Annotated in this window: 22 protein-coding genes and 2 pseudogenes; 8 read left to right on the top strand and 16 right to left on the bottom strand. The window is 65.6% G+C overall.

Annotation, left to right across the window (positions count from 1 at the left end):
• Positions 1-99 precede the first annotated feature (99 nt).
• Positions 100-417 carry a type II toxin-antitoxin system RelE/ParE family toxin gene (locus MFF61_RS21735; protein ID WP_238238446.1) on the top strand — a complete coding sequence of 106 codons (318 nt, stop codon included), beginning with the start codon at positions 100-102 and terminating at the stop codon, positions 415-417.
• 5 nt (positions 418-422) lie between these two features.
• The gene (locus MFF61_RS21730; RefSeq protein ID WP_238238443.1) at positions 423-704 is read left to right on the top strand and encodes a helix-turn-helix domain-containing protein; all 282 of its coding nucleotides are present in this window, start codon (positions 423-425) and stop codon (positions 702-704) included.
• A 120-nt stretch (positions 705-824) separates the two neighbouring features.
• Here the strand turns inward: MFF61_RS21730 and MFF61_RS21725 are convergent, their stop codons facing one another.
• From MFF61_RS21725 to MFF61_RS21665, 13 genes are all read right to left on the bottom strand, one after another.
• On the bottom strand, positions 825-1,511 hold the full coding sequence (locus MFF61_RS21725; protein ID WP_238238441.1) for a lysozyme family protein: 687 nt from the start codon (positions 1,509-1,511) through the stop codon (positions 825-827).
• Between the two features lie 78 nt (positions 1,512-1,589).
• Positions 1,590-3,182 carry a TrbI/VirB10 family protein gene (locus MFF61_RS21720; protein ID WP_238238437.1) on the bottom strand — a complete coding sequence of 531 codons (1,593 nt, stop codon included), beginning with the start codon at positions 3,180-3,182 and terminating at the stop codon, positions 1,590-1,592.
• Positions 3,183-3,252: 70 nt separating this feature from the next.
• Complete coding sequence (trbG, locus tag MFF61_RS21715) at positions 3,253-4,146, bottom strand: P-type conjugative transfer protein TrbG (protein ID WP_238238435.1); 894 nt, start codon at positions 4,144-4,146, stop codon at positions 3,253-3,255.
• Positions 4,147-4,198: 52 nt separating this feature from the next.
• Positions 4,199-4,834, bottom strand: a complete 636-nt coding sequence (locus MFF61_RS21710) for a VirB8/TrbF family protein (RefSeq protein WP_306423409.1) — start codon at positions 4,832-4,834, stop codon at positions 4,199-4,201.
• Positions 4,835-4,917: 83 nt separating this feature from the next.
• On the bottom strand, positions 4,918-6,846 hold the full coding sequence (gene trbL, locus MFF61_RS21705; protein WP_238238430.1) for a P-type conjugative transfer protein TrbL: 1,929 nt from the start codon (positions 6,844-6,846) through the stop codon (positions 4,918-4,920).
• A 41-nt stretch (positions 6,847-6,887) separates the two neighbouring features.
• Complete coding sequence (locus MFF61_RS21700) at positions 6,888-7,043, bottom strand: flagellar basal body-associated FliL family protein (protein WP_238238428.1); 156 nt, start codon at positions 7,041-7,043, stop codon at positions 6,888-6,890.
• Positions 7,043-7,864 carry a P-type conjugative transfer protein TrbJ gene (gene trbJ / locus MFF61_RS21695; protein WP_238238425.1) on the bottom strand — a complete coding sequence of 274 codons (822 nt, stop codon included), beginning with the start codon at positions 7,862-7,864 and terminating at the stop codon, positions 7,043-7,045. The genes MFF61_RS21700 and trbJ overlap by 1 nt, the downstream gene beginning before the upstream one ends.
• A 1-nt stretch (position 7,865) precedes the next feature.
• Entirely contained in the window at positions 7,866-10,283 is a 2,418-nt protein-coding gene (locus MFF61_RS21690) for a VirB4 family type IV secretion/conjugal transfer ATPase (protein ID WP_238238414.1), read from the bottom strand.
• 3 nt (positions 10,284-10,286) lie between these two features.
• Positions 10,287-10,574 (bottom strand): conjugal transfer protein TrbD, encoded by a 288-nt coding sequence (gene trbD, locus MFF61_RS21685; protein WP_238238403.1) that lies wholly within the window; start codon positions 10,572-10,574, stop codon positions 10,287-10,289.
• Entirely contained in the window at positions 10,567-10,941 is a 375-nt protein-coding gene (locus MFF61_RS21680) for a TrbC/VirB2 family protein (protein WP_238238392.1), read from the bottom strand. Before MFF61_RS21680 ends, trbD begins: the two co-directional genes overlap by 8 nt.
• Positions 10,931-11,902, bottom strand: coding sequence for a P-type conjugative transfer ATPase TrbB (gene trbB / locus MFF61_RS21675; protein WP_238238389.1), 972 nt, complete (start codon positions 11,900-11,902; stop codon positions 10,931-10,933). The genes MFF61_RS21680 and trbB overlap by 11 nt, the downstream gene beginning before the upstream one ends.
• A gap of 563 nt (positions 11,903-12,465) precedes the next feature.
• Positions 12,466-12,936, bottom strand: coding sequence for an Lrp/AsnC family transcriptional regulator (locus MFF61_RS21670; RefSeq protein ID WP_238238387.1), 471 nt, complete (start codon positions 12,934-12,936; stop codon positions 12,466-12,468).
• A 243-nt stretch (positions 12,937-13,179) separates the two neighbouring features.
• Positions 13,180-14,070, bottom strand: a complete 891-nt coding sequence (locus MFF61_RS21665) for a helix-turn-helix transcriptional regulator (protein WP_238238385.1) — start codon at positions 14,068-14,070, stop codon at positions 13,180-13,182.
• A 694-nt stretch (positions 14,071-14,764) separates the two neighbouring features.
• On the opposite strand from MFF61_RS21665, the gene MFF61_RS21660 reads away from it, so the two are divergent.
• Positions 14,765-15,628, top strand: a complete 864-nt coding sequence (locus MFF61_RS21660; protein WP_238238382.1) for a hypothetical protein — start codon at positions 14,765-14,767, stop codon at positions 15,626-15,628.
• A 131-nt stretch (positions 15,629-15,759) separates the two neighbouring features.
• Here the strand turns inward: MFF61_RS21660 and MFF61_RS21655 are convergent, their stop codons facing one another.
• Complete coding sequence (locus MFF61_RS21655; protein ID WP_238238380.1) at positions 15,760-16,002, bottom strand: hypothetical protein; 243 nt, start codon at positions 16,000-16,002, stop codon at positions 15,760-15,762.
• Between the two features lie 1,272 nt (positions 16,003-17,274).
• On the opposite strand from MFF61_RS21655, the pseudogene MFF61_RS21650 reads away from it, so the two are divergent.
• Both MFF61_RS21650 and MFF61_RS21645 read left to right on the top strand, forming a co-directional pair.
• Positions 17,275-18,161: pseudogene (locus MFF61_RS21650) on the top strand (cation diffusion facilitator family transporter).
• A 202-nt stretch (positions 18,162-18,363) separates the two neighbouring features.
• On the top strand, positions 18,364-19,170 hold the full coding sequence (locus MFF61_RS21645) for an LOG family protein (RefSeq protein WP_238238378.1): 807 nt from the start codon (positions 18,364-18,366) through the stop codon (positions 19,168-19,170).
• A 43-nt stretch (positions 19,171-19,213) separates the two neighbouring features.
• Here MFF61_RS21645 and MFF61_RS21640 read toward each other — a convergent pair.
• A pseudogene (locus MFF61_RS21640) lies at positions 19,214-19,999 on the bottom strand (HAD-IC family P-type ATPase); the annotation flags it as partial.
• A gap of 2 nt (positions 20,000-20,001) precedes the next feature.
• Here MFF61_RS21640 and MFF61_RS21635 point away from each other — a divergent pair.
• The 3 genes from MFF61_RS21635 to MFF61_RS21625 all read left to right on the top strand — a co-directional run bounded on the left by MFF61_RS21635 (position 20,002) and on the right by MFF61_RS21625 (position 21,879).
• Positions 20,002-20,526 carry a YidB family protein gene (locus MFF61_RS21635; RefSeq protein ID WP_238238375.1) on the top strand — a complete coding sequence of 175 codons (525 nt, stop codon included), beginning with the start codon at positions 20,002-20,004 and terminating at the stop codon, positions 20,524-20,526.
• 535 nt (positions 20,527-21,061) lie between these two features.
• On the top strand, positions 21,062-21,655 hold the full coding sequence (locus MFF61_RS21630; RefSeq protein ID WP_238238372.1) for a PepSY domain-containing protein: 594 nt from the start codon (positions 21,062-21,064) through the stop codon (positions 21,653-21,655).
• 80 nt (positions 21,656-21,735) lie between these two features.
• Entirely contained in the window at positions 21,736-21,879 is a 144-nt protein-coding gene (locus MFF61_RS21625; RefSeq protein WP_238238368.1) for a hypothetical protein, read from the top strand.
• Between the two features lie 121 nt (positions 21,880-22,000).
• Here MFF61_RS21625 and MFF61_RS21620 read toward each other — a convergent pair whose 3' ends face one another.
• Positions 22,001-22,672, bottom strand: a complete 672-nt coding sequence (locus MFF61_RS21620) for a peroxiredoxin (protein ID WP_238238357.1) — start codon at positions 22,670-22,672, stop codon at positions 22,001-22,003.
• Positions 22,673-22,906: the final 234 nt, after the last annotated feature.

The raw sequence follows: 22,906 nt of genomic DNA, 5'->3' as shown, positions 1-22,906 counted from the left end.
CACATTCTGCGATGACCCCAGCCCCCACGTGACTTGGTCACATGTTCACGTGAAGAAACATGCTTGCCGGGCCGTATCGGTTTCGATACATTGCGCCGTGTGAAGCGACTCGACTTTTTGGGAGACAGTCTTGCCCGTATTCGGGAGTTTCCTGCGGAAGCCCGATCGGAAGTGGGTTTTCAGCTGCGACGGGCCCAGGAGGGTGAGGATCCGGCCGACTGGAAGCCGCTGAAGGAGGTTGGTCCAGGAGTTCGTGAGCTTCGGGTGCGTGAGGCCTCGGGCGCGTTTCGGGTGGTTTACTTGGCCACCCTCCCGGACCGGATCGCGGTGTTACACGCCTTTCAGAAGAAGACGCAGCAAACGCCGCAACGGGATATCGAGCTCGCCGCTAAGCGACTTCGAGAGATGAAGGAGTAGGAGCGATGGAGATTCAATCCTTCGACAACGTGTGGGATGCGCTCACCGATACGCCGGCCGAGGCGGCCAACATGACGGCCCGGTCTGATCTACTGATCGCCTTGCAACGGGCGATCGGGAGCTGGGGCCTGACGCAAGAAGCGGCCGCCAAGCGGCTCGGGATCACCCGGCCGCGGATCAGCGACCTTCTCTCGGGAAAGATCAGCAAGTTCTCGCTGGACGCCCTGGTCAACCTCGCGGCTCAGGCCGGCCTTGCAGTCGAAATTCACGTTTCTGAGGCGGCGTAGTTGGTGGGGCACGAGCGCGACCCTGGGAGCGAGCTGGTATCGGGCAGGCCGAGCCGCCGATCGGTGGCTCGGGGAGGGGCGTTACGTTGTATAACCTGCTGCGACACTGGGGGCCTGGTCTCAGCGGGCCTCGCGGAACCGGCTGAGGTCGATCGTCATGGGCGCCGAGGTGACCTCGAACATGGTCGGCGGCACAGGCGGGGCGCTCGCCCCCCGGGCCGGCTTGGGAGCAACATCAGCGGGTTCAGGGCCGGAGGACGCAAAGGCTTCCGCGACCCGGCGCGGCTCACGATCGCCAGAGCCAGCTGTCTCCCTCCGCTCGAACTCGCGCGGCGGGGGCTTGGCGACCACGACCGGAACCGAGGGGGTCAAGCCCTCGATCGGAGCCCCGTTGTACGTACCCGTCACGTAGGTCCGCACCGTCGCGAGGGGCAGATCACGCGGATCTCGCACGGAGGCCGAGACCATCTCGCGGGCGCGCTGGTACAGGAGCGACCCGATGCGGATGTTCGTACAAGGTTCAATCGCTTGCGCGACCGAGACCTTCAGCTCGGGGAGGAGACGGGCCGGAACGAGCAAGAGCCCAAACCGCACGTCGGCTCCGGCGCCGATGTAGCTCGTGACGGCCTGGACCATCGCTGCATTGGTGGTGGGCTGGCGAACGACCATCGCCTTGCGGCCGTCCTTGGTCACGATCTTCAGCGCGAGCTCGTTGTAGCCCGAGGTCTCGTTGATGAGTTCCTCGATCGCGGCCGGTTCAATGCCCGGAGCCACGCACTGTTTGATGTAGTTCGCGTCGAAATCCATGGCATTTCGATCCATCAGGAGAGGGCGAGACGGCTCGCACGATCAGGTGTCAGGTTGTCGATCATCGGACTGCACTCGTCATTGGGCGTAGGGCGGGAACACGATGTCTTTCTCGACGATCACATTGAAGCGATAGCCGGGACGCACTTCGATGGTCGGCTGAATGTTGAGGTTCTTCTGGAACGACTGGCGCACCACGCTGCCGAAAGTCGAGGCGGTGTTCTCGATGCCAGCCTGCCCGAGTGAGATCGAAACACCGCCGGCACCGGGATTGCGCGCGGTCGCGATCGCGTACTCGCTGCCGGCGCCGACAAGGCTCAGGAGAAGCGCGGAGCCGTAGGTCCGCAGCTCGTGATTGTCGACCCGATCGGCGAAGCCGCCGTAACCTGCCCCGTCGGTGCCGGCCATGCTGCCGAGGTGGAGCGTCGAGCCGTCCGGGAAAGTCAGGTCGGTCCAGACCACGAGCACCCGCTCCTGGCCGTAGGTGACCCCGGAGTCGTAGCGGCCGAACAGGCGCGAGCCTTGTGGGATCAGAAGGTAACGGCCGGTCGCGCTGTCATAGACGTTCTGGTTCACCTGCGCGATCATCCGCCCCGGCAGGTCGGAGTTGACGCCGGTAATCATCGTCGCCGGAATCACAGAGCCCTTCTTCAGCTCGTAGGGCGACAAGGGCTGCTGGACGAGATGAGCCAGATAGCCTTGCGCATCCGTCTGTTGGGTCAGGAAGCCCAGCTTGCCGGACTGGCCGTTCGGGTCCTGCTGGACAAACTGCGCCTGTTGCAGCGCGCCGAGATAGGCCGGCGAGAGGCCGCCGCCGGCGCTGCCGCCATATCCTCCCCCAAAGGCCCCGCCGTATCCTCCACCATAGCCGCCCCCGTAGCCCGTTGAGCCGGTGGAGCCCGTGAATTCGCTGCCCAAGCCGCCGGCAATGCCGGACCCACCGGCGCCCGAGAAGCCCTGCCCCGAGGGGAGGGCCATGCCGCCGCCGCTTCCACTCGCCCAAGCCGTGCGAACGGTGGGCGCCGGCGGCGCTACGCCGGCGCTGGTCGGCCCCGTGCGGGGGGCCGGAGCAGCCGCCACCACGCCACTCCTCACGGCCGAACCGCCGGGGACCATCCCGTTGCGGACGCGATCCGCGGTGCGCGCATAGCTGCCGCGCGCCATGTCGATCAAGGTCGGCGAGCCGAGCGCCTCCTCGTGGCCCTGGATCGTCGCCAGCTCGATCCGCTGGCGCTCCTGCTCGAGCCGCTCGGCTCGCTGGAGCGCCATGCGCTTCTTCATCTCCTCCATGGGATCAGTCGCGGTCGAAGCCGTCATCGCCTGCCTGGTGATCGGGGGCTGAACGGTGCCTTCAGGACTCACGATCGTCTGCGGTGCTGGAGAAGGTGGGGCCGCGACCTGACGGGCCCCGATCGTCCCATCAGGGCGCCCGGCTGTGAGGCTACGGCTGATGGCCTCCGTGCTCTGGCCGCCCATGGCCTTCGGAGCCTCGACCGTCCGCCGGTTCGAGCGGTCGATCGCCACGCTGACCGCGGCCGCCGTGACCGCGGTGCCCAGGCCAACCGTGATGAGAAGCGGAATGCGATTAAGACGCCGCACGGGCGCCTTCTGTGGGCGGGCGTTCTGCGAAGCCGCTCCCTGGATGACGGTCGGATTGGCTGTGGCGCTCATGGTTGACCTCGTGTTGGAGACGCCCGCCGCGGTCGAGCCCGGCCCGAAATGGCGTCGAGTGAGACTGGGGTTAGTTGAAGATCCGCGTGAAGAAGGCCGCCACCGGGTCCTGCTCGCCGCGGGTGATCGTTACCCGCTCCTGGCTCCACCCGACGCCCGACACCAGGATCGCCCGGTCAAAAACCTGATCGACGATGTAGCGATCGTCTTGGAGGCGGTAGTTGACGACCTGCTGCTCGCCGGCGCTGTTAATGACGTGCAGGACCGGAGCCTCGCGGCTGCGCATGTAGAGCGGCATGTCGAGGACGGTGCGGACACCATCGTTGTAGATGCGGACCGGCTTGAAGGCGGCGTTGCCGCTGGCGACGTAGCGATCGTCATAGACCTCGCCGGCCGCGACGGGGCGTCCGGTGGGGCCGGTCCCGCGGGCCTGCGCCACGGTCTTGTCCGGAGGGTATTCGAACCCTACCCGATCCATGTAGGGGCCGCGCACGGACTTGAGGCGGATCGAATAGGTACGTCGGTTCGTGGTAACGATCATGGTGGTGTTCAGGCCGGCGCCGTTCGGCTTGACCACAAGGTGGGCAATCTCACCCGGCCCGGCGCCGCCCGAGGTCGCAGGCGCGATCTTCCAGCGTACGGTGTCGCCCAGGTTCACGTCCTTGACGATCTCGCCGGCCTCGAACTCGATGTCGCAGACCTGCAAAGGGGCGCACACGAGCGTTGGCTGGGAATGGCCGAAGGCGAACAGGACCTTGCCGTCAGGACCGGTCCGCAGCACCGCCTTCTTGGTCCGCCATTGGTTGGCGCGCGCCACGGCTGCCTGCTCGGACGCGGTGAGTTGAACAGCCGGCGCGACCACGGCGCCATCCTGCTCGACGGGCTCGGCCGCATAATCGGCACCCCAGGCCGCGCTGGTCGACGCGACCGCCACGATGGCGAGCGCAGAAACAATAGCCTTCATGGTTGGAGTGCCCCGCACCTATGCTCTTGTTGGTCTTGGCTGCTCGCCCTGCTCAGAGCTGCTGCACCCAGTCGAAGTCCTTGATGTAGAGACCGATTGGGTTGGCCCGGATCACCGCCTCGGATTGAGGCGGGATCATTTGCACCTGGGCCACGCCCTTCATGGCGATCCGGCTCCTCTCGTCGCCGTTCGGCTTGCGGACGATCTCGATCCAATCGACCTGGTAGCTCGTCTCGGAGAGCGGCACGACCGAACGGACCTGGACGGAAACCGTTTCGGTGAGCGCCCGAACGAAGGGGTCCTGGCCTTCCGTCCGGAAGTAGCTCGTGATCTTGTTGGTCGCCGGATCGCCGGTGATGAGGAAGCCGTAGAGGCGCTCGACGTTGCGCTTCAAGACGGTCCCGTCGGTCGTGACCGAGCGAAAGTTGGTCACGAAGTCGCCGAGGAGGTTCTGAACGACGCGGCGATCGGCATACTCGATCCGCTCGGGGAAGCCGGCGAATACCGGCATCCCGATCTTGTCGACCGCAATGACGAACGGCTGGTAGGTGGTGTTCTGCCTGATCCAGAGCGCGTAGCCCGTGCTCATGGTGGCGAGCCCCAGGCATAGGAAGGCCATGATCTGCCACATCCGGGCCTGCCGGATGTAGGAGCCGTAACGCTCGTTCCACTCGCGCCTGGCCGCCACATAGGGGTTCTCGGCTGCAGCGTGGGAATAAGAGTCGGGCAAGGACGTCGGCGACATAGAAGCCCCTTGGAATCGATCGCGCGCTACGAACGCGGCGTTGTGGTCTTGGTGGATGTGAAGGCGAGCGGACGCGACTTCGGCGGCGGTACGCTGCTCACATAGGCCGCGGACGGCACTCGCTCCGATGGCGGTGCTCCGCCAGCCGGAGCACCCGAACGAAGCGCCGTGTTGAGAGATTGAGCAGTGCCGGCCGAACGACCGTCCACGCCATGACGACTGGACGGAGATCCGGAGGTGGCCGGGACCGCCTCGGTGCCCGCCTGGACGCGGGGTCGGGCGGCAGCATCCGAAGATGAGGTCTCGGACATGGCGGGCGTTGCACCCGTCGAGACGGCCAATGCGGCGTCCCGGAGAGCGTCGCCCTCGCCCGCTTCTCCTGCCGGGCCTGGTGAGCCAGCGGACGCTTGGCTGGCCGCAGGCGCGGCCCCGCCGCCCGTCTGCGACATGCTCACCGCAGCGGCTATAGCCTCCCTGGGCGAGAAGCCGCGAGCGGCTGCTGCTGCGCTCGTCGCGCCCGGACTCTGGGAGCCGCCAGCAGGAGCAGTGGTGCTCGGGACGGTGCGGCCAGTCGCGGACGGCGCGGCGGAGTTCGCGCCCATAGAGCCGGCTCCGGCCGTTGCCGCGGCTGGCCCTGCGAAACCGGCCGGGCTGCTCGTCCCACCCGATGACACGCCGGCGGCCGGGGTTGACACGCCGTCGGAACCGGAGCTGGCACTCGCCCCTCGTCCTGCCCCGCCGCCGGAGGGCGACGAGGGCGGACGGCCGCCCCCGCTCCCCGATGTCAGCATCGGCTGCGACGCGCCGGTAGCGCGTGCGCCGGACGAGCTTCCCGGGCCTAAGAGGCGGGCGGCCTGCTGATTGCCCAGGCGGAGCCTTGAGGCCGCGTTGCCCATCACGGAGCCCATCCGGGAGCCTGGAACGCTTGCCGCGCGGTCGAAAGCCGCTCCGGCAACCGCTCCGATCGCCCGGCCCGCCATCTGCCCGATGCTCCCGCCGCCCCGAGCGGCGGCAACGCCCACGGCCGCAGGGCCGGCCACCGCGCCCACCGCAGCGCCAGCGGCGCCGGCGGCCACGCCCAGGAGCGTGGTGTTGCTGCCGACCGACGAGCCCACCACGACCGATTGAAGCATCGAGGGCAGGGCTTTGGTGACGGCGAGCAGCACGATGGCTACACCCACGACGGTGTAGATTTCGGTATTGCTGGTGTTGCTGAAGTTCCTCACCGTCTCCGAGATGATCGACTGACCGATCGAGACGACGAGCCCCATGACCATGAGCTTCAAGCCAACCGATATGGCGTAGGTCAGATACTTAATCGCATAGTCTTTGGTGAAGCCGCTGCCGCCGAAACCAAGCAGGATGATGCCTGCATAGGTCACGATCCACATCTCCACCGTGGTCACGATGACGATCGCGGCAATGAGCGCGAAGCACACAACAACCACGAGCGCGGCGATCAGAAGGGCGACCGACTTGCCGCTGTCCGTCCAGAACGAAACATTGTCGGCGAGCTTCTGAGCGACCTGCACGCCGGCGTTGAAGATGTCGGACGGCTTGAACCCGACGCCGCCCGCGTTCTGGGCGATCTGCCGGAAGCTCTTGATGACCGCATCGACGACCGCGGGGCCCTGGTCGAGGATGAAGTAGAAGATGCCGACGACCAGGATACGTTTGACGACCTCGGAGGCGAAGTTCTGAATCCCCGACCCGGAGAGCGCGAGGAAAATCGCGCTGACGGCGAACTCGATCGCCGCCAAAATCCAGAAGAGGCTGATGGCGGCCGACTTGATGGCGCTCTCCCACCTGGAGGTCGCCGCCTGGAATCTGTCGACGAGCGAGTCGAGGACCTGGCCCGCCTGCGCGTGCGCATCGGCAGGCATGGCGACGACGAACATGGCCAGTGCCAGGAGGGCGAAAAGCGCCGGAAGGGCCGGGTTCGCACGCCGTCTCATCGAAGTCCTCGTCTTGCTCGCTCGCCGGGATGCGAGGTCGGTCAGTATTCTTTCCCGCAGTCGAGGCAGGCCGGCCGGTCGTTCCGGAAGTAGGCCGCCTCGGCGCTCGCGGTTTTCGCCTGCATGAAGGCCCAAAAGCCCGCAGCGCCGAGACCTGCTACGACGACCGTCGCGAGAACGATGATCTTGAGGTTCATCAGTATTCCTTTCCGCCTTCGATGCCGACCGGTGCCGTGGTCTGGAAATACCTGCGATCGCCCGCCTGCTGCTGTTCCTCGATGGCCTGCCGCCGGCCAAACACCTGGCCGAACATCACCGTCTGCTGTGCGATGAGGGCCCGCAGCTTGAGCATCTGGTCGACCTGGAGGCTCGCCAGGGAATGCCCGACCTGGAGCGCCCGCATCTGGCCGTCGGCCGTCTCGGACTGGCCCTGGAGCCGCTTGAGAAGGTCCGCGTCCAGCGTGAGCTGGTCGCCCGTGAGGTTCGCAGTCTTGAGCGTGTTGGCGATCGTGTCGCGCTGCGTGGTCGACCACGAGGAGTAGGCTTGGGAAAACGAACCGCCGGTAAGGTTTTGGCCCAGGAAGGTGTCGTAGCTGCTGAACCGTTGCCGGAACACGTTGTCGACGTTCCCCATGCTGAAGGCGAGCCCCTGCCCCTGCTGGGTCAGTTGAGCCAAGCGGCCAATGTCACTCTGAGCTTGATCCCAGATCCGCTGCGGCAACATCGCCGTATTTTGCAGCATGGTCTGGTACATTCGCAGCTGGTTCTGGATTTGCTGGATCTGGTTGGTGATCTGCTGGGCGAATTGAGCCGATTGCCTGATCTGCTCGCCCCCCATCTGCACCAACTGCGCGTTGTTCATGATCTGCGTCCACTCGGTCGCAAACTGCGCCTGCTGGACGAGGCTCGGGGGCACGAGACCGACCGGCGCGACGCCGAGGCCGGGCGCAGCAACGGCGTGGGCTGGGGCAAGGATGGCAGCGGCCAGCATAGCCGCCTTCAGCTGATGGCTCGGCACGTCACAGTCCCCTTTCGTTGAGCCAGCGGGCCGGCCAATCGGACCCGAAGCGGGCTTCGAGTTCACACACGCGGCGCAGGTCGTCCTTGCCGGTCGCGCCGACGAAGCTCAGCGCCACCGGGCCCAGGGCGAGGTCGAACAAGCGCCGGCCGTCGGGCTGGACGAGGTAGTAATGTTGCTTCGGCGTGGCGCTCGCGACGATCTCGATCTGACGCTCGTTGAGGCCGAAATCACTGTAGAAATCGACCGTCCCCGCCTCCTTCGCGGCATGGTTCGGAAGGAAAATCTTGGTCGGGCAGCTTTCTTTGATGACGTCGACGATGCCTGACCTCGCGGCGTCGCTGAGAGACTGCGTCGCCAGAACGACCGCACAGTTCGCCTTGCGCAGCACCTTCAGCCACTCGCGGACCTTGTCGCGGAAGGTTGGGTGCCCAAGCGCGATCCAGGCCTCGTCGATGATGAAGAGGCTCGGCTGGCCCTCGAGCCGGCCTTCCATGCGATGGAACAGGTAGAGCAGGACCGGCATGACGATCCGGTCCCCCATCGCCATCAGCTCCTCGATCTCGAAGGTCTGAAACGCCTCGAAGTCGAGCGTGTCGGCTTCGCTGTCGAGGAGCGACCCGAGCGGACCTTCCATCGTATAGGGCTCGATCGCCTCCCGCAGCTCCTTGGACTGCAACGTGGTGCGGAAATCGGAGAGCGTCTTGGCCGTCCGCGACTGGCGCGTGATGGTGAGGGCGCGCTGGATCTCGTTGCGGAGCTCCGGCGTCAGCGTGACGTTCTGCAACTCCACGAGCGTCGAGACCCACTCGGCCGCCCACGCCTGATCTGCGTCGGTCTCGACGCTGGCGAGCGGGCAGAAGGCGAGCGTCCCATCCGAGCCGCCGATGTCATAGTGCTTGCCCCCGACGGCGAGCGTCAGCGGCAGCATGGAGCGGCCCTTGTCAACCGCGAACACCTGCGCCTCGGGGTAGCGCCGGAACTGCGCCGCGATGAGGCCGAGCAGGGTCGACTTGCCCGAGCCGGTCGGGCCGAAGATCGCCGTGTGGCCCAGATCGCCCGAGTGCAGGTTCACCCGCATCGGGGTCGAGCCTGTCGTGGCCACCTGCATCAGCGGGGGCGAGTCCGGCGGATAGAACGGGCACGGATTGACCGCGTGCCCCGCCCACACGGCGTTGATCGGCAGCATGTCGGCCAAGTTGAAGGTGTGGATCAGTGGCCGGCGGATGTTCTGAACGCCGTGGCCGGGCAGGGAGCCGAGATACGCTTCGGTCGCGTTGATGGTCTCGATGCGGGCCGAAAAGCCGATGCGCTGAAGTTCCTTGCGGACGGCCTGCGCGTCCTGTTCCGCCTGATGCAGGTCCGTGCTGTGAATGACGATGTTGGGCGTGTAATAGCCGTAGGTGACGAGGTTCGAGGCCGCCTCGGACATCGCGGACTCGACCTCGCCGACCATCGTCACGGCGTCCTGATCGACGACGCCACCGTGCGGATTGAACACCTGGTTCAGGAAGGAGCGGGTCTTCTGCGCCCACTTCCGGCGGTGCTTGGCGAAGTGCTTCTGGACGTCAATGTTGTCGAGGCCAATGAAGCGAGTCGACCAGCGATAGGGGATCGCCAACTGGTCGAGCACGTTCAGGATGCCGGAATGCGAGTCGCTCGGGAAACCGTCGATCGCCACCACGACGATATACTTGTCGCCGATCATGGGCGTGATCGCCGACACGAACTCGTCGCCCAAAACGGCATCGAGATACATGGGGATCGGCGGCAGGGCGATCGGATGATCGTTGCCGGTGATGCAGAAGTTAAGATGCTGCAGGAGCCGGTCAAAGACCAGCCTTCGGCCCTGATCGTCCATCACCTCCACGGCGCCGAGCGGCTCGACGCGGAAGAAGTTGTCGAGGGCCTTCTCGATCTCCTCGCAGGTGCGCTTGAACGTGCGCAGCATCGCGTCGGCGTAGCTCTCGCGGCGCCCGCCGGTCTCGGTATACATCATGCTCGCCACCTTCGAGGCGCGCATGTCGGGCGGGTTGTAGGTGAGCACGAACACGTGCCGGCTCTCGAAGAACGAACCCGCGGCCTGGAAGCGGGCGCGGCGCTCGTCGTCGATTGCCCGAGACACCCAGTCCGGGAATGCGGACCGGAACGGGTCCGGGTAGCTGACCGCCGGCGTGCGGATCGCGTCCACATGGAGCATGTAGCCCGTGCCGAGGCGAGCCAGGATGGCGTTGAGCTGGGCGCTCAAATGGTCGCGCTCGAGCGCCGTGGCGCTCTCCGTGTCCGGCCCGTCATACTGCCAGGCCGTCATCAGAGAGCCGTCCTTGTTGAGAACGATGCCGTCCTCGACCACGGCCGCGTAGTTCAAGAGGTCCGAGAACCCGCGCTTGTGCGAACGGTATTGCTTGAGGGCCAGCATGGATCAGGTTCTCACGAAAGGTCCGGATTTCGCGTCGTAGTGCTGCGAGTACTTGATGTGCCTCAAGTAGAGGTTCCGCATGAGGGGGTCGGCCTTGGCCATCCAGCGTAAGCCCCACATGCCGAAGAACCAGACGACGATCCCGATCACGACCGTGTACCAGGAGGCCAAGAGCACGATCAGGAACACGGTCGAGAGGATCGTCACGAGGACGAGCTCCCGATCGCCCCCCATCAGCAGGTTCGGGCGGTTCAGCGCGCGGTAGATCGGGATCTGCCGCAGCTCAGCCATGAGCGGCCCCCGCCAGGGCGGAGATCGGCGCGGTCGGGGCGCCGATCGACGAGGACGTCGAGCCATAGAGCGTGGTGAGCAGGTTCGAGCCGCCGAGGAGGAAGCCGCAGGCGAGCACGACGAGAGCGGCCCGACGGGCGAAGTCGGTCATCTCGCCGCCGAACACCAGCATGGCGCCGCCAGCAAAAAAGGCGATCACACCAACCGCCAGAGCGACCGGACCCGAGAGCGAGTCCTTAACCTTGTTGAGCGGCGTCTCCCAGGGCAGGCCGCCGCCCGAGGAGGCGAAGGCCGGGTCGGTGGCGAGCGTGACAGCCAGGACGGCCACCAGCGCGAACAGAACGAGGTTCACAGTCTTAGGCGACATCACGAAGCTCCTGATGGGTAAGGTCGTTGAAGACGTACTCGCCGGCTCGCACGCCGTTCACGGCGACGAGCTCTTCGATCCGGCGCGAGGTTTCGGTGCGCTGAATCGACACCACAATGTTGATTGCCTCGGCGAGCAGGTGCGGCATCGGCCGCTCGCTCGCCTCGCCGATCAACTGCTCCATTCGGGTGAGGGCCGCGCGCGCGTCGTTTGCGTGAACGGTCGCGAGGCCGCCCGGATGGCCGGTGTTCCAGGACTTCAGAAGGGTGAGCGCGGCCCCATCGCGGACCTCGCCCACGATGATGCGGTCGGGTCGCAGGCGCATCGACGCCTTCAGGAGCATGTTCATGCTCACCGTGTCGGAGGTGCGCAGAAACTGACGGTTCGCGGCCGCGCACTGGATCTCGGCGGTGTCCTCGATGATGACGAGGCGGTGATCGGGCGTCAGGCGCTCGACCTCCCGGAGCAGGGCATTGGTGAGCGTGGTCTTGCCTGTGCCGGTGCCGCCCACAACCAGGATGTTGCGCCGATCGCGCACGGCCGCGCGAAGGATGTCCGCCTGGTGCGGGGTCATGATCCCACCGGCGACATACGCCTCGAGCGGAAACACGGCCGACGCCTTCTTGCGAATGGCAAAGCTCGGCCGCGCCACGACCGGCGGCAGCATCCCCTGGAAGCGCGCGCCCAGGATCGGCATTTCTCCGGAGAGGATCGGGTTCTCGCGCGTGCAGGTCGTGGAGAGCGACGACGCGATCGTGCCGATGATGGCCTCCGCGCGCTTGGCATCGAAGCTGTCCTCGACCTTCGCCATAGGCTCGCCGAGGCGCTCGACGAACAGCGCGCCATCGTCGTTGAGGAGGACCTCGATGACCTTGGGATCGTCCAAGGCCTCGCAGATTCGCTCACCCAGTTCTTCGCGCAGCTTGCGCGTCAATCGCCGCCGCGTTTCGTCAGTCGACATGCGCCTGTCCGTCTTCGACCTTTGCCCAGCGTGCGTGGGCCCGAGCGGCGGCCATCGTCGACCTGAGCCGTCGCGGATCCTTGCCCATGAGCCGCGCCGCCCCCCTCGCGTGAGCAGGGCTCGACGGCATCGGCGAGGGGGCGGTCGCGTTCGGCTTGGAAGTCGCGTGAACAGAGAGCGGCTTTCCGCTCTGGACGATGGCCATCATGAGCGGCTCGCACCCGCTCGCCTGGCGCACGAAGGCAGCGAGGGGCCGCACCGGAGCAGCCGGTGCGCAGCGCTCGACGAGCTCTACGAATGCCCCCGGGTGCATCATCGGACCCGCTCGAGCGTATGTTGCATAGGAGCCCCCGTCGGTTTGCCCGCCCTTCAGGCGGTGTGCCGGCGTAGAGGGGTAGCCGAAGGTTCCCGTCAGGGTCCCTGAATTTTTGGCGGTGTAGCGTCACGAATCGTGACAACCCTGCCGCCTGAAGTCACCGAAAGTGAAATCTTGCCCCCGCCACCACGAGAGTTTTGGGGCGTTGCTCGAGCGACACGATTCGCTTGGGTGGGATCCGGGTGGGCTAACTTGCCGCCGAGAACGGGATCGCAAGGCCGCGCTTTGACCATCGCAGCACCACGTGCGTTCTTATGTTCTTCAGTTGCGGAAAATCGGCCTGCAAGCGGCGGAGCGCAGCCTCGTACTCGTCCAGAGTGCGGCTCATCACCAGAAGGACGACGTCGACCTCGCCCGTGACAACCCACGCATTGGTGATCTCGGCCCTGGGCAGCACGCATTCCATGAACTGGTCGACTGTGGACGGACCATCCGGGTCGAACGAGCACCAGACCAGCGCACTCACGAAGGGGCCGATCGCCTTCAGATCGAGCACCGCGACGGTGCCTTCGATAAGGCCGCTCTTGTGCAACTTCTTCAACCGTTTCACGACGCCCGTAGGCGACATGTTGACCTCGCGCCCGATTTGCTCCCGCGTGAGCGAGTTATTCTTCTGGATGAGCGCGAGGATCTTGTCGTCCTTGTCGTCGACGTTCATGGAAGTGGCTCATTCATAACGCGCTATGCTGCACTGCTGATGTAGTTGGCAGGCGCTTGCCTGAGGTTTTTATGAAATTCACATGGACGATATTTGGTCATGGAGACACCGGGGCTGCAGCTTTGGTGGATTCGTGATAGGCGCCTTTGGACTCCCCCGATGGTCATTAAGGCTGCCGCAACCCGCAGCCTTCTGTCTTGTCTCTCCGTGCTGTTTTCCGACTCTGCGTGCTCAGAAATTTCGTCAGAGCCGCATAGCTTGCCGGTAGGTGGCTGGTGTTTCTCCGGCCAGGCGTCGGAATACCCGGGCAAAATGGTCTTGGTTCTTAAAACCCACTGCGAGCGCGATCTGGGCTGTCGCGAGATCGGTATCGGCGAGCAGCGCTTTGGCACGCTCAATCCGACAGCGCTGCAGGTATCGGATGGGGGACGTGCCGGTCGCCCGACGGAGCGCTCGCGCGAAGTGCCAGGGCGATAAGCCTGCAGCCTGCGCGAGGTCTGTTAACGAAGGATCGTGACCCAAATTCTCGTCGACGTATTCGGCGACGCGCCGCAAGCGCCAGGGCGCCAGGCCAGCTTGCGACCGCGGTGCTACCGGAAGCGGTCGTCCGGTCAATCGAAGAAGCGCGGCGGCCAGGACAAGCACGGCATAATCGGCAAAAAGGGTGCCGAGCGGTCCGCCCTCGGCGCCCTCTTCCCACACCCGCTGGCAAAGGCCCTCAATAAACACGTCCCGGAACGGTGCCGCGTGCAGCCGCCCGAAGTCGGTCAAGCCAGGTGAGGTCTCAGACAGCGCGGATTGCATAGACGCTGCCGGGACGGAGACAACCAGGAATTCAGACGCGTCGTCCAAGACGTAATCGGTTGGCGTGCCAGGCGGCGCGAGATAGATCTGGCCGGCGCGCAATCGTTCCGATCCGCGACCCGCTCCCATATCGAAGTCGATCCTGGCCTTGCCGCCGACAATCAGCTGCAAGGCGAACATGGGCACAGGCGGATCAGGGAAGGCGCCGGCTGGCTGCCCGATGTGGAAAAGGCACACGGGTGCAGAGCCTGCGAGCCTACACTCCTTGACATACGGGGCGTAGGGCCCGCTCCGAAAATAGTCGAGATACCTCGTGTAGGCCTCGTCCATGTTCCCAAGCTCTGCACCAGGAACATAGACCAGTCCTCCGGCGGCCAAAAGAGCGTATCGCGCATGCCTCTTGTGCACGATAAGCCGTTCTCGAAGATCGCGCATTCTCACCCAGCGGTTCAGACCACCCGCGGTTCGGCTGATCGTGGCGCGACGGGCACGCGAGCGCTGCTGAGCGGCTCTCGGCCGATCCGGCAGGCTTGGGCGATTCAGGGGCGAGGTCGGCCTCGTGCCGGCCGGGGCCAAAGGAGCGCGCCCGAGCGGAGCGCATGGCGCGGGCTGCTGTCGCCACCGCCAAGGACGACCCGGAGCGGGCGCGAAGCTGGAGCAGCATCGAAGCCGATCCGAACGGGCCTTCGAGGAGCTAAAGGCGTTCTCGGCCGCGGTGGAGCGGCGCTTCGGGGAGGAGGGTGTCCGCGCCCTGCTGCGCTCGAGCGAGCCCGGGCCGAAGCCCTTCGATGGAGGCGCGACGGCCGCGGCCGCGGAGCAAGCCCGATTGCCCGAGGTGGCCCGTGCTGCCGCAATTATCAAGTCGGGCGAGCGCCCCAGCTGGTCAGGCTCAGGCTGAGCGCCTCTCGCAGTGGGTATGGGCCGACGCCCGCCTGAAACCCTGATCGGCCCGCGACGGTGCTGCGGGGCGATTGGCATCTTCGCCCGGATCAGGTCAGATTGTCCCAAAGAGGGAGTGCGCCCATTGATCAAGGAACTGCCGACCTATGACCCGAGCTGGGCCGAGCGCTTCGAAGCGGCGCACCGCCGGTTCGACCTCATGAAGCTCGGGGGCGCGCCCGACGCGATGCGGGTCGAGGTCGACGCCATGCATCAGGCCCACGACGCCCAGTTTCGGACCGTGTCCGACTACGAGGCCTTTCTGTTCGGAGAGGCGAAGGCCGAAGCCCGGGTGCGGGGCTACGAGCTCAAGCTGCGCTCGGTCGGTCCGTCGGGCACCAGGGAGGATGTCAACGGGCGCTACGCTGATGCGATCGAGGCCATCGATCGGGCTGAGCGTGTTCGTAGCCGGCCGCCCCCGGCCTGCCCCGCGGGGCTCGACGCCTTCCACAACCCGGTCGCGCCCGGGCGAATGCGCCGGCTCGAGCGATGGCATCGGCGCCGGATCTCCGGCAGGAGCGCGACTTACCTCGTGGCGGCGGAACACGCCGTCGAGGTCGTGCACGTCTGCGTCGTGCATCTCGGGGAGGGCGCCGTGCCATCAAACTTCGCCGCGGAGTTCGCGACCGAGATTTACACGAGCCAGCTGGCACCGAACCGCGCTGAGACACCCCCGTGGTGGAAACGTCTTTTGGGCCAGGGCGGCGGATACCGACCCGACCAGGTCCATTTCTACACCTACGTCCCTTGGTATCTGCACCCACTCGGGCACGAGCAGCTTTGGGAACACCGTCTCTTTTGGCGACGAGGGGGCTTCCGCGAGGAGGACTGGCGAGGAGGGCTCGGGCGACGATTCGAGACTGTGCCGCCCGCGCTGGTCGACCTCGATCCCGCCCCCTCTCACAAGAGCGGCGTGTTCCTGACGTGGACAGGCCAGCAGACGGATTGAACGAATTCGCTCGGCCATGCTGCCTAGGGCAGCGAGATTCTCGGCAAGGCTCACGCGCCGGACCAAGCGATCAGATGCTGCCGACCTCGCGGGCGGTTGCTCCGCTCAGGAGCTCCGAACGAGTCGGACGGTTAATTGAGGATTCGAATCAGCAACCCCGCCATGAGCGCCAGCACCGCTTCGTCCCAATATGTGAGCGTGGGGGCGGTAGGTCGTTCGCGACGCGCCAGGGCGACTCCGACATTCAGCAGGGCCGCAACGTACAAGAGTGTCGACAGCTGGTGCCAGAAGTCGCGGTGGCGAGCAGCCGCCGACAGGCCGGCAAAAATCGTGAGTTTGAGGGCAAAGCGCTCGAGGACCTGTATGTTCTTCATCCTGACCTCGACACCATCGACAAACCCGACGCTTCTCGCGACGCGGGTCCCGGAGTCGAAAGAAGCATTCAACCTGTTCAAACATGAGAGCGCTCCTTGCCAGTCCGCCCGAATTCATCGGTCAACGGCTGCGCCTCGCGGCAGAACGGCGACCGCTCCCGCTCTGAGCTTGGGATGTCTACGTTCTCGTCCCGATTAGGAGGGTGCCGTGAGACGTCCAGCCCTGGTTCTGTCGTCCGTCCTCATCACCGCGCTTGTAACCGAAGAAGCTGCGGCACAAGAGGCACCCTTCGGGTTTTCCTGGGGGCCCGTGAATCAAATACCACGTCCCTCCATGGCGCAGCGAGAGAGCAACATCACTGCGCTCATCTACCTCCGGGATCGGGTCCCACCTGAATTGCGGGACACCGAGGAGGTCGTCCTCGAGGTATGTGCCGTTGAGGGCCTACAGCACATCCTTTGGGTCAGCCGCCCGCTCTCGGAGACAGAGGCCGGTCAGAAGTACGAGGCCGCTCTTTCTGAGGGGAAGCGGCGTTTCGGGGAGCCCGAGAATGACCCGTCGCGTACCGGAGTTATCTGGCGGAACGGACGAACCACCTTGTCCTGGGCTCCGGCTGGAACTGGGCTGAGGCGCATAATCATGACGACGACTGGTCCCGAGTTCGATGCATGTTCAAAGCGGCATCTTGACACGACGGGGCATCCCGCGACGGAGCACATTGCCGACCTGTGGACGCACCGCTGAATGAGGGCGCCCTGCTCGGAACCGCGCGCACTGGCGAGGGTCGCCCGGTGCATCGTGCCGAAATGAGCGCCAGAATGCCCAGGCTTTCGGCCGTGGGTGTCTGAGCCGCGCCGATTATGACTGCGCCGACCGTGCCGGAGGCCCTGGGACACGAACAGAGCCGTCGAGGCGACCGCGCCCACCACAATGATGATCGCGCCGAGAGCGTCCATTGTCATCGCAATCCAGTGCAGGGTAAGGCCGACCCGCTCGGGCATGTCAACGTTCTTTGATCTGTGGCTTAAGCCAGGGCTCGGTCTCATTTCATAGCAGGAACGGCGCGGGCCGTTCCAGCCGGACGGCTCCTCAGCGGAAACGCGGATCGGGTCGCCCCCGGCGGCCACCACGGAATTCTTCCCGCCATGGGCGTTCCACCATGCCCGCGCTCCGTTTCTGCGAACAAATTGCATATAGAATCAAGAGGTTGTGAGACAAATGCCCCTTTAATAGAACGGTCTTCAAAGAGCCTTGAAGGAAGCCTCGCTGATATGTCGATCACATTGAAGCTCGCCATCGGAAGCATCCTGATTGGAGTCGTCGTCCTCGGCCTCAAGTTCCTGGCCTACTACCTGACCGGCAGCATCGCGCTCTACTCGGACGCTCTGGAGAGCGTCATCAGTCTCGTGACCGCGCTCGCGGCTCTGACGGCCGTCCGCCTGGCTGCTCGACCGGCGAGCCACAGGCACCCGTACGGCTATCACAAAGCCGAGTATCTCTCGGCGGTGCTCGAGGGCGTTCTGATCGTGCTCGCCGCGCTCTCGATCCTGCGCGAAGCCTACTTCGGGTTCATCAGCCCGAAGCCGCTGGACGCTTCTTTCTCGGGGCTAGCGTTCAACGGACTGGCGACCCTCATCAACGCGGCTTGGAGCTGGGTGCTCATCCGGGGCGGTCGCAAGAGCCGCTCGACGGCGCTGGAGGCTGATGGGCGTCACCTCTTGACCGATGTCATCACCTCGGCCGGCACGCTCGCCGGCGTCGGCCTGGTGTTTGCGACAGGATGGCAGGTCTTTGACCCCGGTCTGGCCGCCCTGGTGGCCATCAACATCCTTTGGTCCGGCTGGAGGCTTGTGAAGGAGTCGGTCGCAGGCCTGATGGACGAGGCCGTCGCGCCGGAGATCCTCACCCGCATCCGTCACGTGATCTCGACCCATGCGGGGGGCGCGATCGAGGCACACGACGTACGGACCCGGCATGCCGGGCGCATGACGTTCATCGATTTCCACCTCGTGGTGCCGAGCACGATGCTGATTGCGGAGGCGCACGAGATCTGTGACCGCCTTGAACGAGCGCTGAGGCGGAGATTGAGGATGCCGTCACCACGATCCATGTCGAGCCCGAGAACAAGGCCAAACACACAGGCGTGCTGGTTCTGTAATCCGGCGCCGGATGCCACGACCTATGGAACACGATGAAGCCGCCAATGCGAGCAGCACGACTCGAAGCCTGTCCGCAGGAAGCAATCGAGCCAGAGAGCCCATCCCAGTCGCAAACCTCCCTCGCCCGACCTTGCGTGGAGGCCGGCAGGTCGGGACGAGTTCTCGTTACCAAAGCAGTCTAACCTGGGAGCCCTACGTCGTATGACTTCGCCGTCGAAGGCCGAGGGCAATCGCGCCCAGCTGCAATCAGCGTCCTATCGCCTGGCTGCGCTCGACCAGGAGTTCCTCCTCGGCGACTCCATGCGCGGCGTGCGCTTTCTCCTCGAATACGCCAAGGCCGAGGAAGCCATGCGGGCCTGGGGCGTGCGCTCCACCATCGTCGTGTTCGGAAGCGCGCGGGTGCGCGAGGACGGCCCAGCGCAGCACGCGGAATGGTACCGGCAGGCCCGAGCCTTCGGGCGGATCGTCTCCGAGCGCGGCGGCGCGCTACACCCGGACGGAGGACTTCGCGACAATGTCATCGCCACGGGCGGCGGTCCCGGGTTGATGGAGGCGGCGAACCGAGGAGCACATGATGCGGGCGCGCCCTCGATCGGGTTCAACATTACACTGCCGCGCGAGCAGGACCCCAACCCGTACTCCACTCCGGAGCTGACCTTCCGCTTCCATTATTTTGCGATGCGCAAGATGCACCTCGCCATGAGGGCCAATGCGCTGGTCGTGTTTCCGGGCGGCTTCGGCACACTCGACGAGTTGTTCGAGATCCTTACCCTCAAGCAGACCGGCAAGGCGGTGCCGATCCCGATTCTCCTGGTCAACGAGGATTACTGGCGCGGGGTGGTCAACTTCGAGCAGCTGCTGAGCATGGGTATGGTTGCGGAAGAGGAGTTGCGAATCTTCGAATTCGCGAGCAATGCGGAGGCGGCTTGGTCCATCCTCGAGCAGCACAAAGTCACTGTCCCGCCCCCGCCGTCGTTGCCGGAGCAAATCAGCAAGCCGGCCATGTGAGCCCGCCGGGTGCTGAGCCGTAGCGGAACCCAAACGCCTTGGCTCACGCTGCTCGGACCGCCGCTGAAGAGCGGCGCTCCCTCGGGTCGCGGTAGGCGAGCAGGCGCAGCGCGTTGGCAACGACGACAAGGGTCGAACCTTCGTGGAAGAGGACGGCGATCCCGATCTGGAGCCCGAGCACCGTCGCGGGAATCAGGAAGACTACCATGCCGAGACTGAGCCACAGGTTTTGACGGATGATGCCGCTCGTGCGCCGGCTCAGGCCCACCGCGAAGGGCAGGTGTTCGAGGTCATCGGCCATGAGGGCGACATCGGCCGTCTCGAGCGCCACGTCCGAGCCCGCTGCGCCCATGGCGATCCCGACCGTCGCGTTCGCCATGGCGGGAGCGTCATTTACGCCATCGCCCACCATCGCCACCTTCTGCTGTGCGCGCAGCTTCTTGATCGCCTCGACCTTGTCCTCCGGCATCAGGTCGCCCCAGGCCTCGTCAATGCCGACCTGCCGCGCCACGGCATCCGCGACGCGCTGGTTGTCCCCGGAGATCATGATCATGCGCGAGATGCCGAGCTCGCGTAGCCGCGCGACCACGCGGGTCGCGGGCTCGCGCGGCGTGTCCATCAGCCCGAGCGCGCCAAGGTAGCGCTCGCCGCGCCGGACCACCATCGTGGTGCGCCCCTGCTCTTCAAGGCCCTCGATCGTGGTCTGCACGGCCGGCGGAAGCGGCGGCCCCTCAACCTCGGTGAACAACTCGCTTTTGCCGACGAACACGGGCTCGCCGTCGATCCTCGCCGCCAGGCCACGCCCGGTGATGCTGCGCAAATCCTGCGCGCATGCTGGGCCGGACACCGGGCGGCCGTCCACTGGGGCCTGCTACGGGAGAACGCGCGCCGGGCGGAAGCCGCGAGCCCCCGGGCGAGACCGCGGGCTCGCTTGGAGGCGGCGGGCTCGGCGACCTTCTGGGCGGCCTCTTCGGCGGCGGCGCGGCAGGGCGGCCGACGGGAGGCGCTGGCGGCCTCGGCGATCTGCTGAGGGGCGGTTTGGGCGGCGTGCTCGGCGGCGCAGCAGCTGGCACGCTCCTGAATGGCGGTCTCGGCGACTTGATGAGACGGCTGCAGCAGAACGGCTACGGCGATGCGGCCGACTCTTGGGTGGGTCGTGGTCCCAATCGCGCCATCGGCCCGGCCGAGCTGGAAGGTGCGATTGGACGCGACACATTGCAGTCCTTGGCGAGTGAAACGGGACGTCCCTACAACGAGGTCCTGTCTGAACTGAGTCAAAGCCTGCCCGACACGATCGACCAGCTCACGCCTGACGGACGCATGCCGACCGAAGACGAAGCGTCTCGCTGGGTCTGAAGGCGCCGACAGGCAAAGTTCGTGGCGGGGCGATCGGCGGAACGTCCTGATCCGCTGAGCCCTCATTCATCCATCCTACAGTGGTTTACCCGGATCGTTCGGGTCGGCAAGGGCGTGCATTGCCCATCGAGGACACCTCAAATCCACCCGCGGTAATATGCAAGCGCCACGAAGAAAACCGCCAGAGCCACGAGCCCGATAACCAGTTCTACCATGAGCCTGCGCCGTGTATGGCCGCGAGGGTAGCCTGTCTTGCGATCATCCATCGTTTCCACCTTCGGTTCGAACGCCTCTCAGGACTGCGGACTCCGCCGCGAGGACAGGTGATTCGGTCCTGTTGTATGTGTTGTTTAAGTGAGAATCGCTGATGGCATCTTGGCGCAGAGCACACCCTCGCTATCGATGGCCTTGCCCGCTACGCCCTCGGGTCGGGGACGCCACCCCTCCGGGTTGGCCGTGGAAACTGCCCGGGGCCGCGCCGCGTTGGTGAGCGCAGCCCGACACGCCGCTCCAAACCAGCACAAGGAGATGACTCATGTTGAAGCCCTGCGTTGCAATCGGCGCCGTTGCCCTGTTCACCAGCGTCGCACTTGCCCAGACGAGCCCGCCGCCTGCTGCCCCAAGTCCGGGCGCGACCGCGAGGCCGGAATCAGGCACGGCGCGTGGCACCAACACGCGGGGCCACACGAGCGAGTACCGGGCCGCGCAGGCCGCCAAGGTCACCCTCACTCAGGCGATCGAGACGGCGGAGAGCAAAGGCCAGGGCCGCGCCGTCGAGGTCGACTTCGAGATCGAGAACAATGTTCCCCAGTATGAGGTCAAGGTGCTTGGCACCGACGGCAAGCTCATCGAGCACCATGTCGACGCCAATACCGGGCAGGTGATCAAGAGCGAGAACCATCCAATCGAGGGCTTCTTCAAGCGCCTCAAGCCGGCCGACGTGCAGAACGCCCGCACGTCCCTCAAGCAGGCGGTCGCGGCGGCCGAGCAGAAGGCCGGCGGCAAGGCCGTCGGCGCCGAGGTCGAGCACGAGGCCAATTCCGTCCAGTACGAGATCACCGTCGCGAACGGAGACCGAACCCAGAAGGTCAAGGTCGACGCCAACGGTCAGATCGTGTCCCAGAACTGATCCGCCCCGGGAAACCGGCCCCGCAGGCGGAGCGGCGAGCCCCGCCTGCATTCGAGTGTACGACCCGGACGTTCTCAGCGATGGCGCTGATCGTGGCGGTTACGAGCCCGGTGGCCGCCGTTATCAGCTCCATGACCGGCGCCGTGAGCGCGATCTCCCTCGTGCCCACGGCGGTCATCGGAACCTCTCTCGCCAACGCCGTGACCGCCGTCATGGTCGCGTGAGGCGCCATGGCTGCCGCCATGGCGATTGCCCCGTCGACCCATACCGAACAGCTTTTGCAACATCTGCGAAATCATCTGAACACTCCTCCTTGTGAGCCGATCCGAGAGACGCTCTCCCGGCTTAGGGATTGCGCCGCTCGCGGTTGCTCAGGCCGGTGCGCCCCGGCTGGGGCACGACGCGAAGATAGGGCCTGAGGGTCTTCCAGCCGCCCGGAAAGCGCGTCCTGGCCTCCTCGTCGGATAGTGAGGGCACGATGATGACGTCCTCCCCCTCCTGCCAATCGGCGGGGGTCGCCACACCGTGCTCGGCGGTGAGCTGGAGCGAATCGATTGCCCGCAGGATCTCGGCGAAGTTCCGTCCCGTGCTCGCCGGGTAATCGATCCTGAGCTTGAGCCGCTTGTCGGGCCCGATCACGTAGACCGAGCGCAACGTCATGGTGTCGCTCGCGTTCGGGTGGATCATCCCGTACAGGTTCGTGATCGCGCGGTCCGCGTCCGCGATGAGCGGGAAGTTGAGGGCGTGCCCCTGGGTTTCGGCGATGTCAGCCGCCCAGGCGCGGTGCTCGGGCAGCGGGTCGACCGAGAGCCCGATCACCTTGATTCCCCGGCGATCGAACTCGGGCTTGAGACGGGCGACCGCGCCGAGCTCGGTCGTGCACACGGGGGTGAAGTTCTTCGGGTGCGAGAACAAGACAGCCCAGGATCCCTCGATCCACGCATGGAACCGGATCGGACCCTCGGTGGTCTCAGCCGTGAAGTCGGGAACCATATCGCCAAGCTGCAACGTCGCCATTGCGACCTCCTCTTGATGTCAGGTGTGTACGGACGGCGACCGCCGTGGGGCGGGTAGGTCCGGCCGCTCTTGCCGGAATGCGCCGAGTCGGCTGATCCGACGTGGCACCTGCCATTGGCAGGCGCCCTCTGCACCCTTGGCCTTACGCTCGTCCACACTTCATGCGGAACGCATGAGACGAGGTCCGGCCCGGCCGAGGTCACACCAAAACAACTGTTGTTGCCCCCGAACGAC

The sequence above is a fragment of the Methylobacterium isbiliense genome, assembly GCF_022179325.1.
Taxonomy (GTDB): Bacteria; Pseudomonadota; Alphaproteobacteria; order Rhizobiales; family Beijerinckiaceae; genus Methylobacterium; species Methylobacterium isbiliense.
This window is presented reverse-complemented; position numbering and strand designations above follow the sequence as displayed.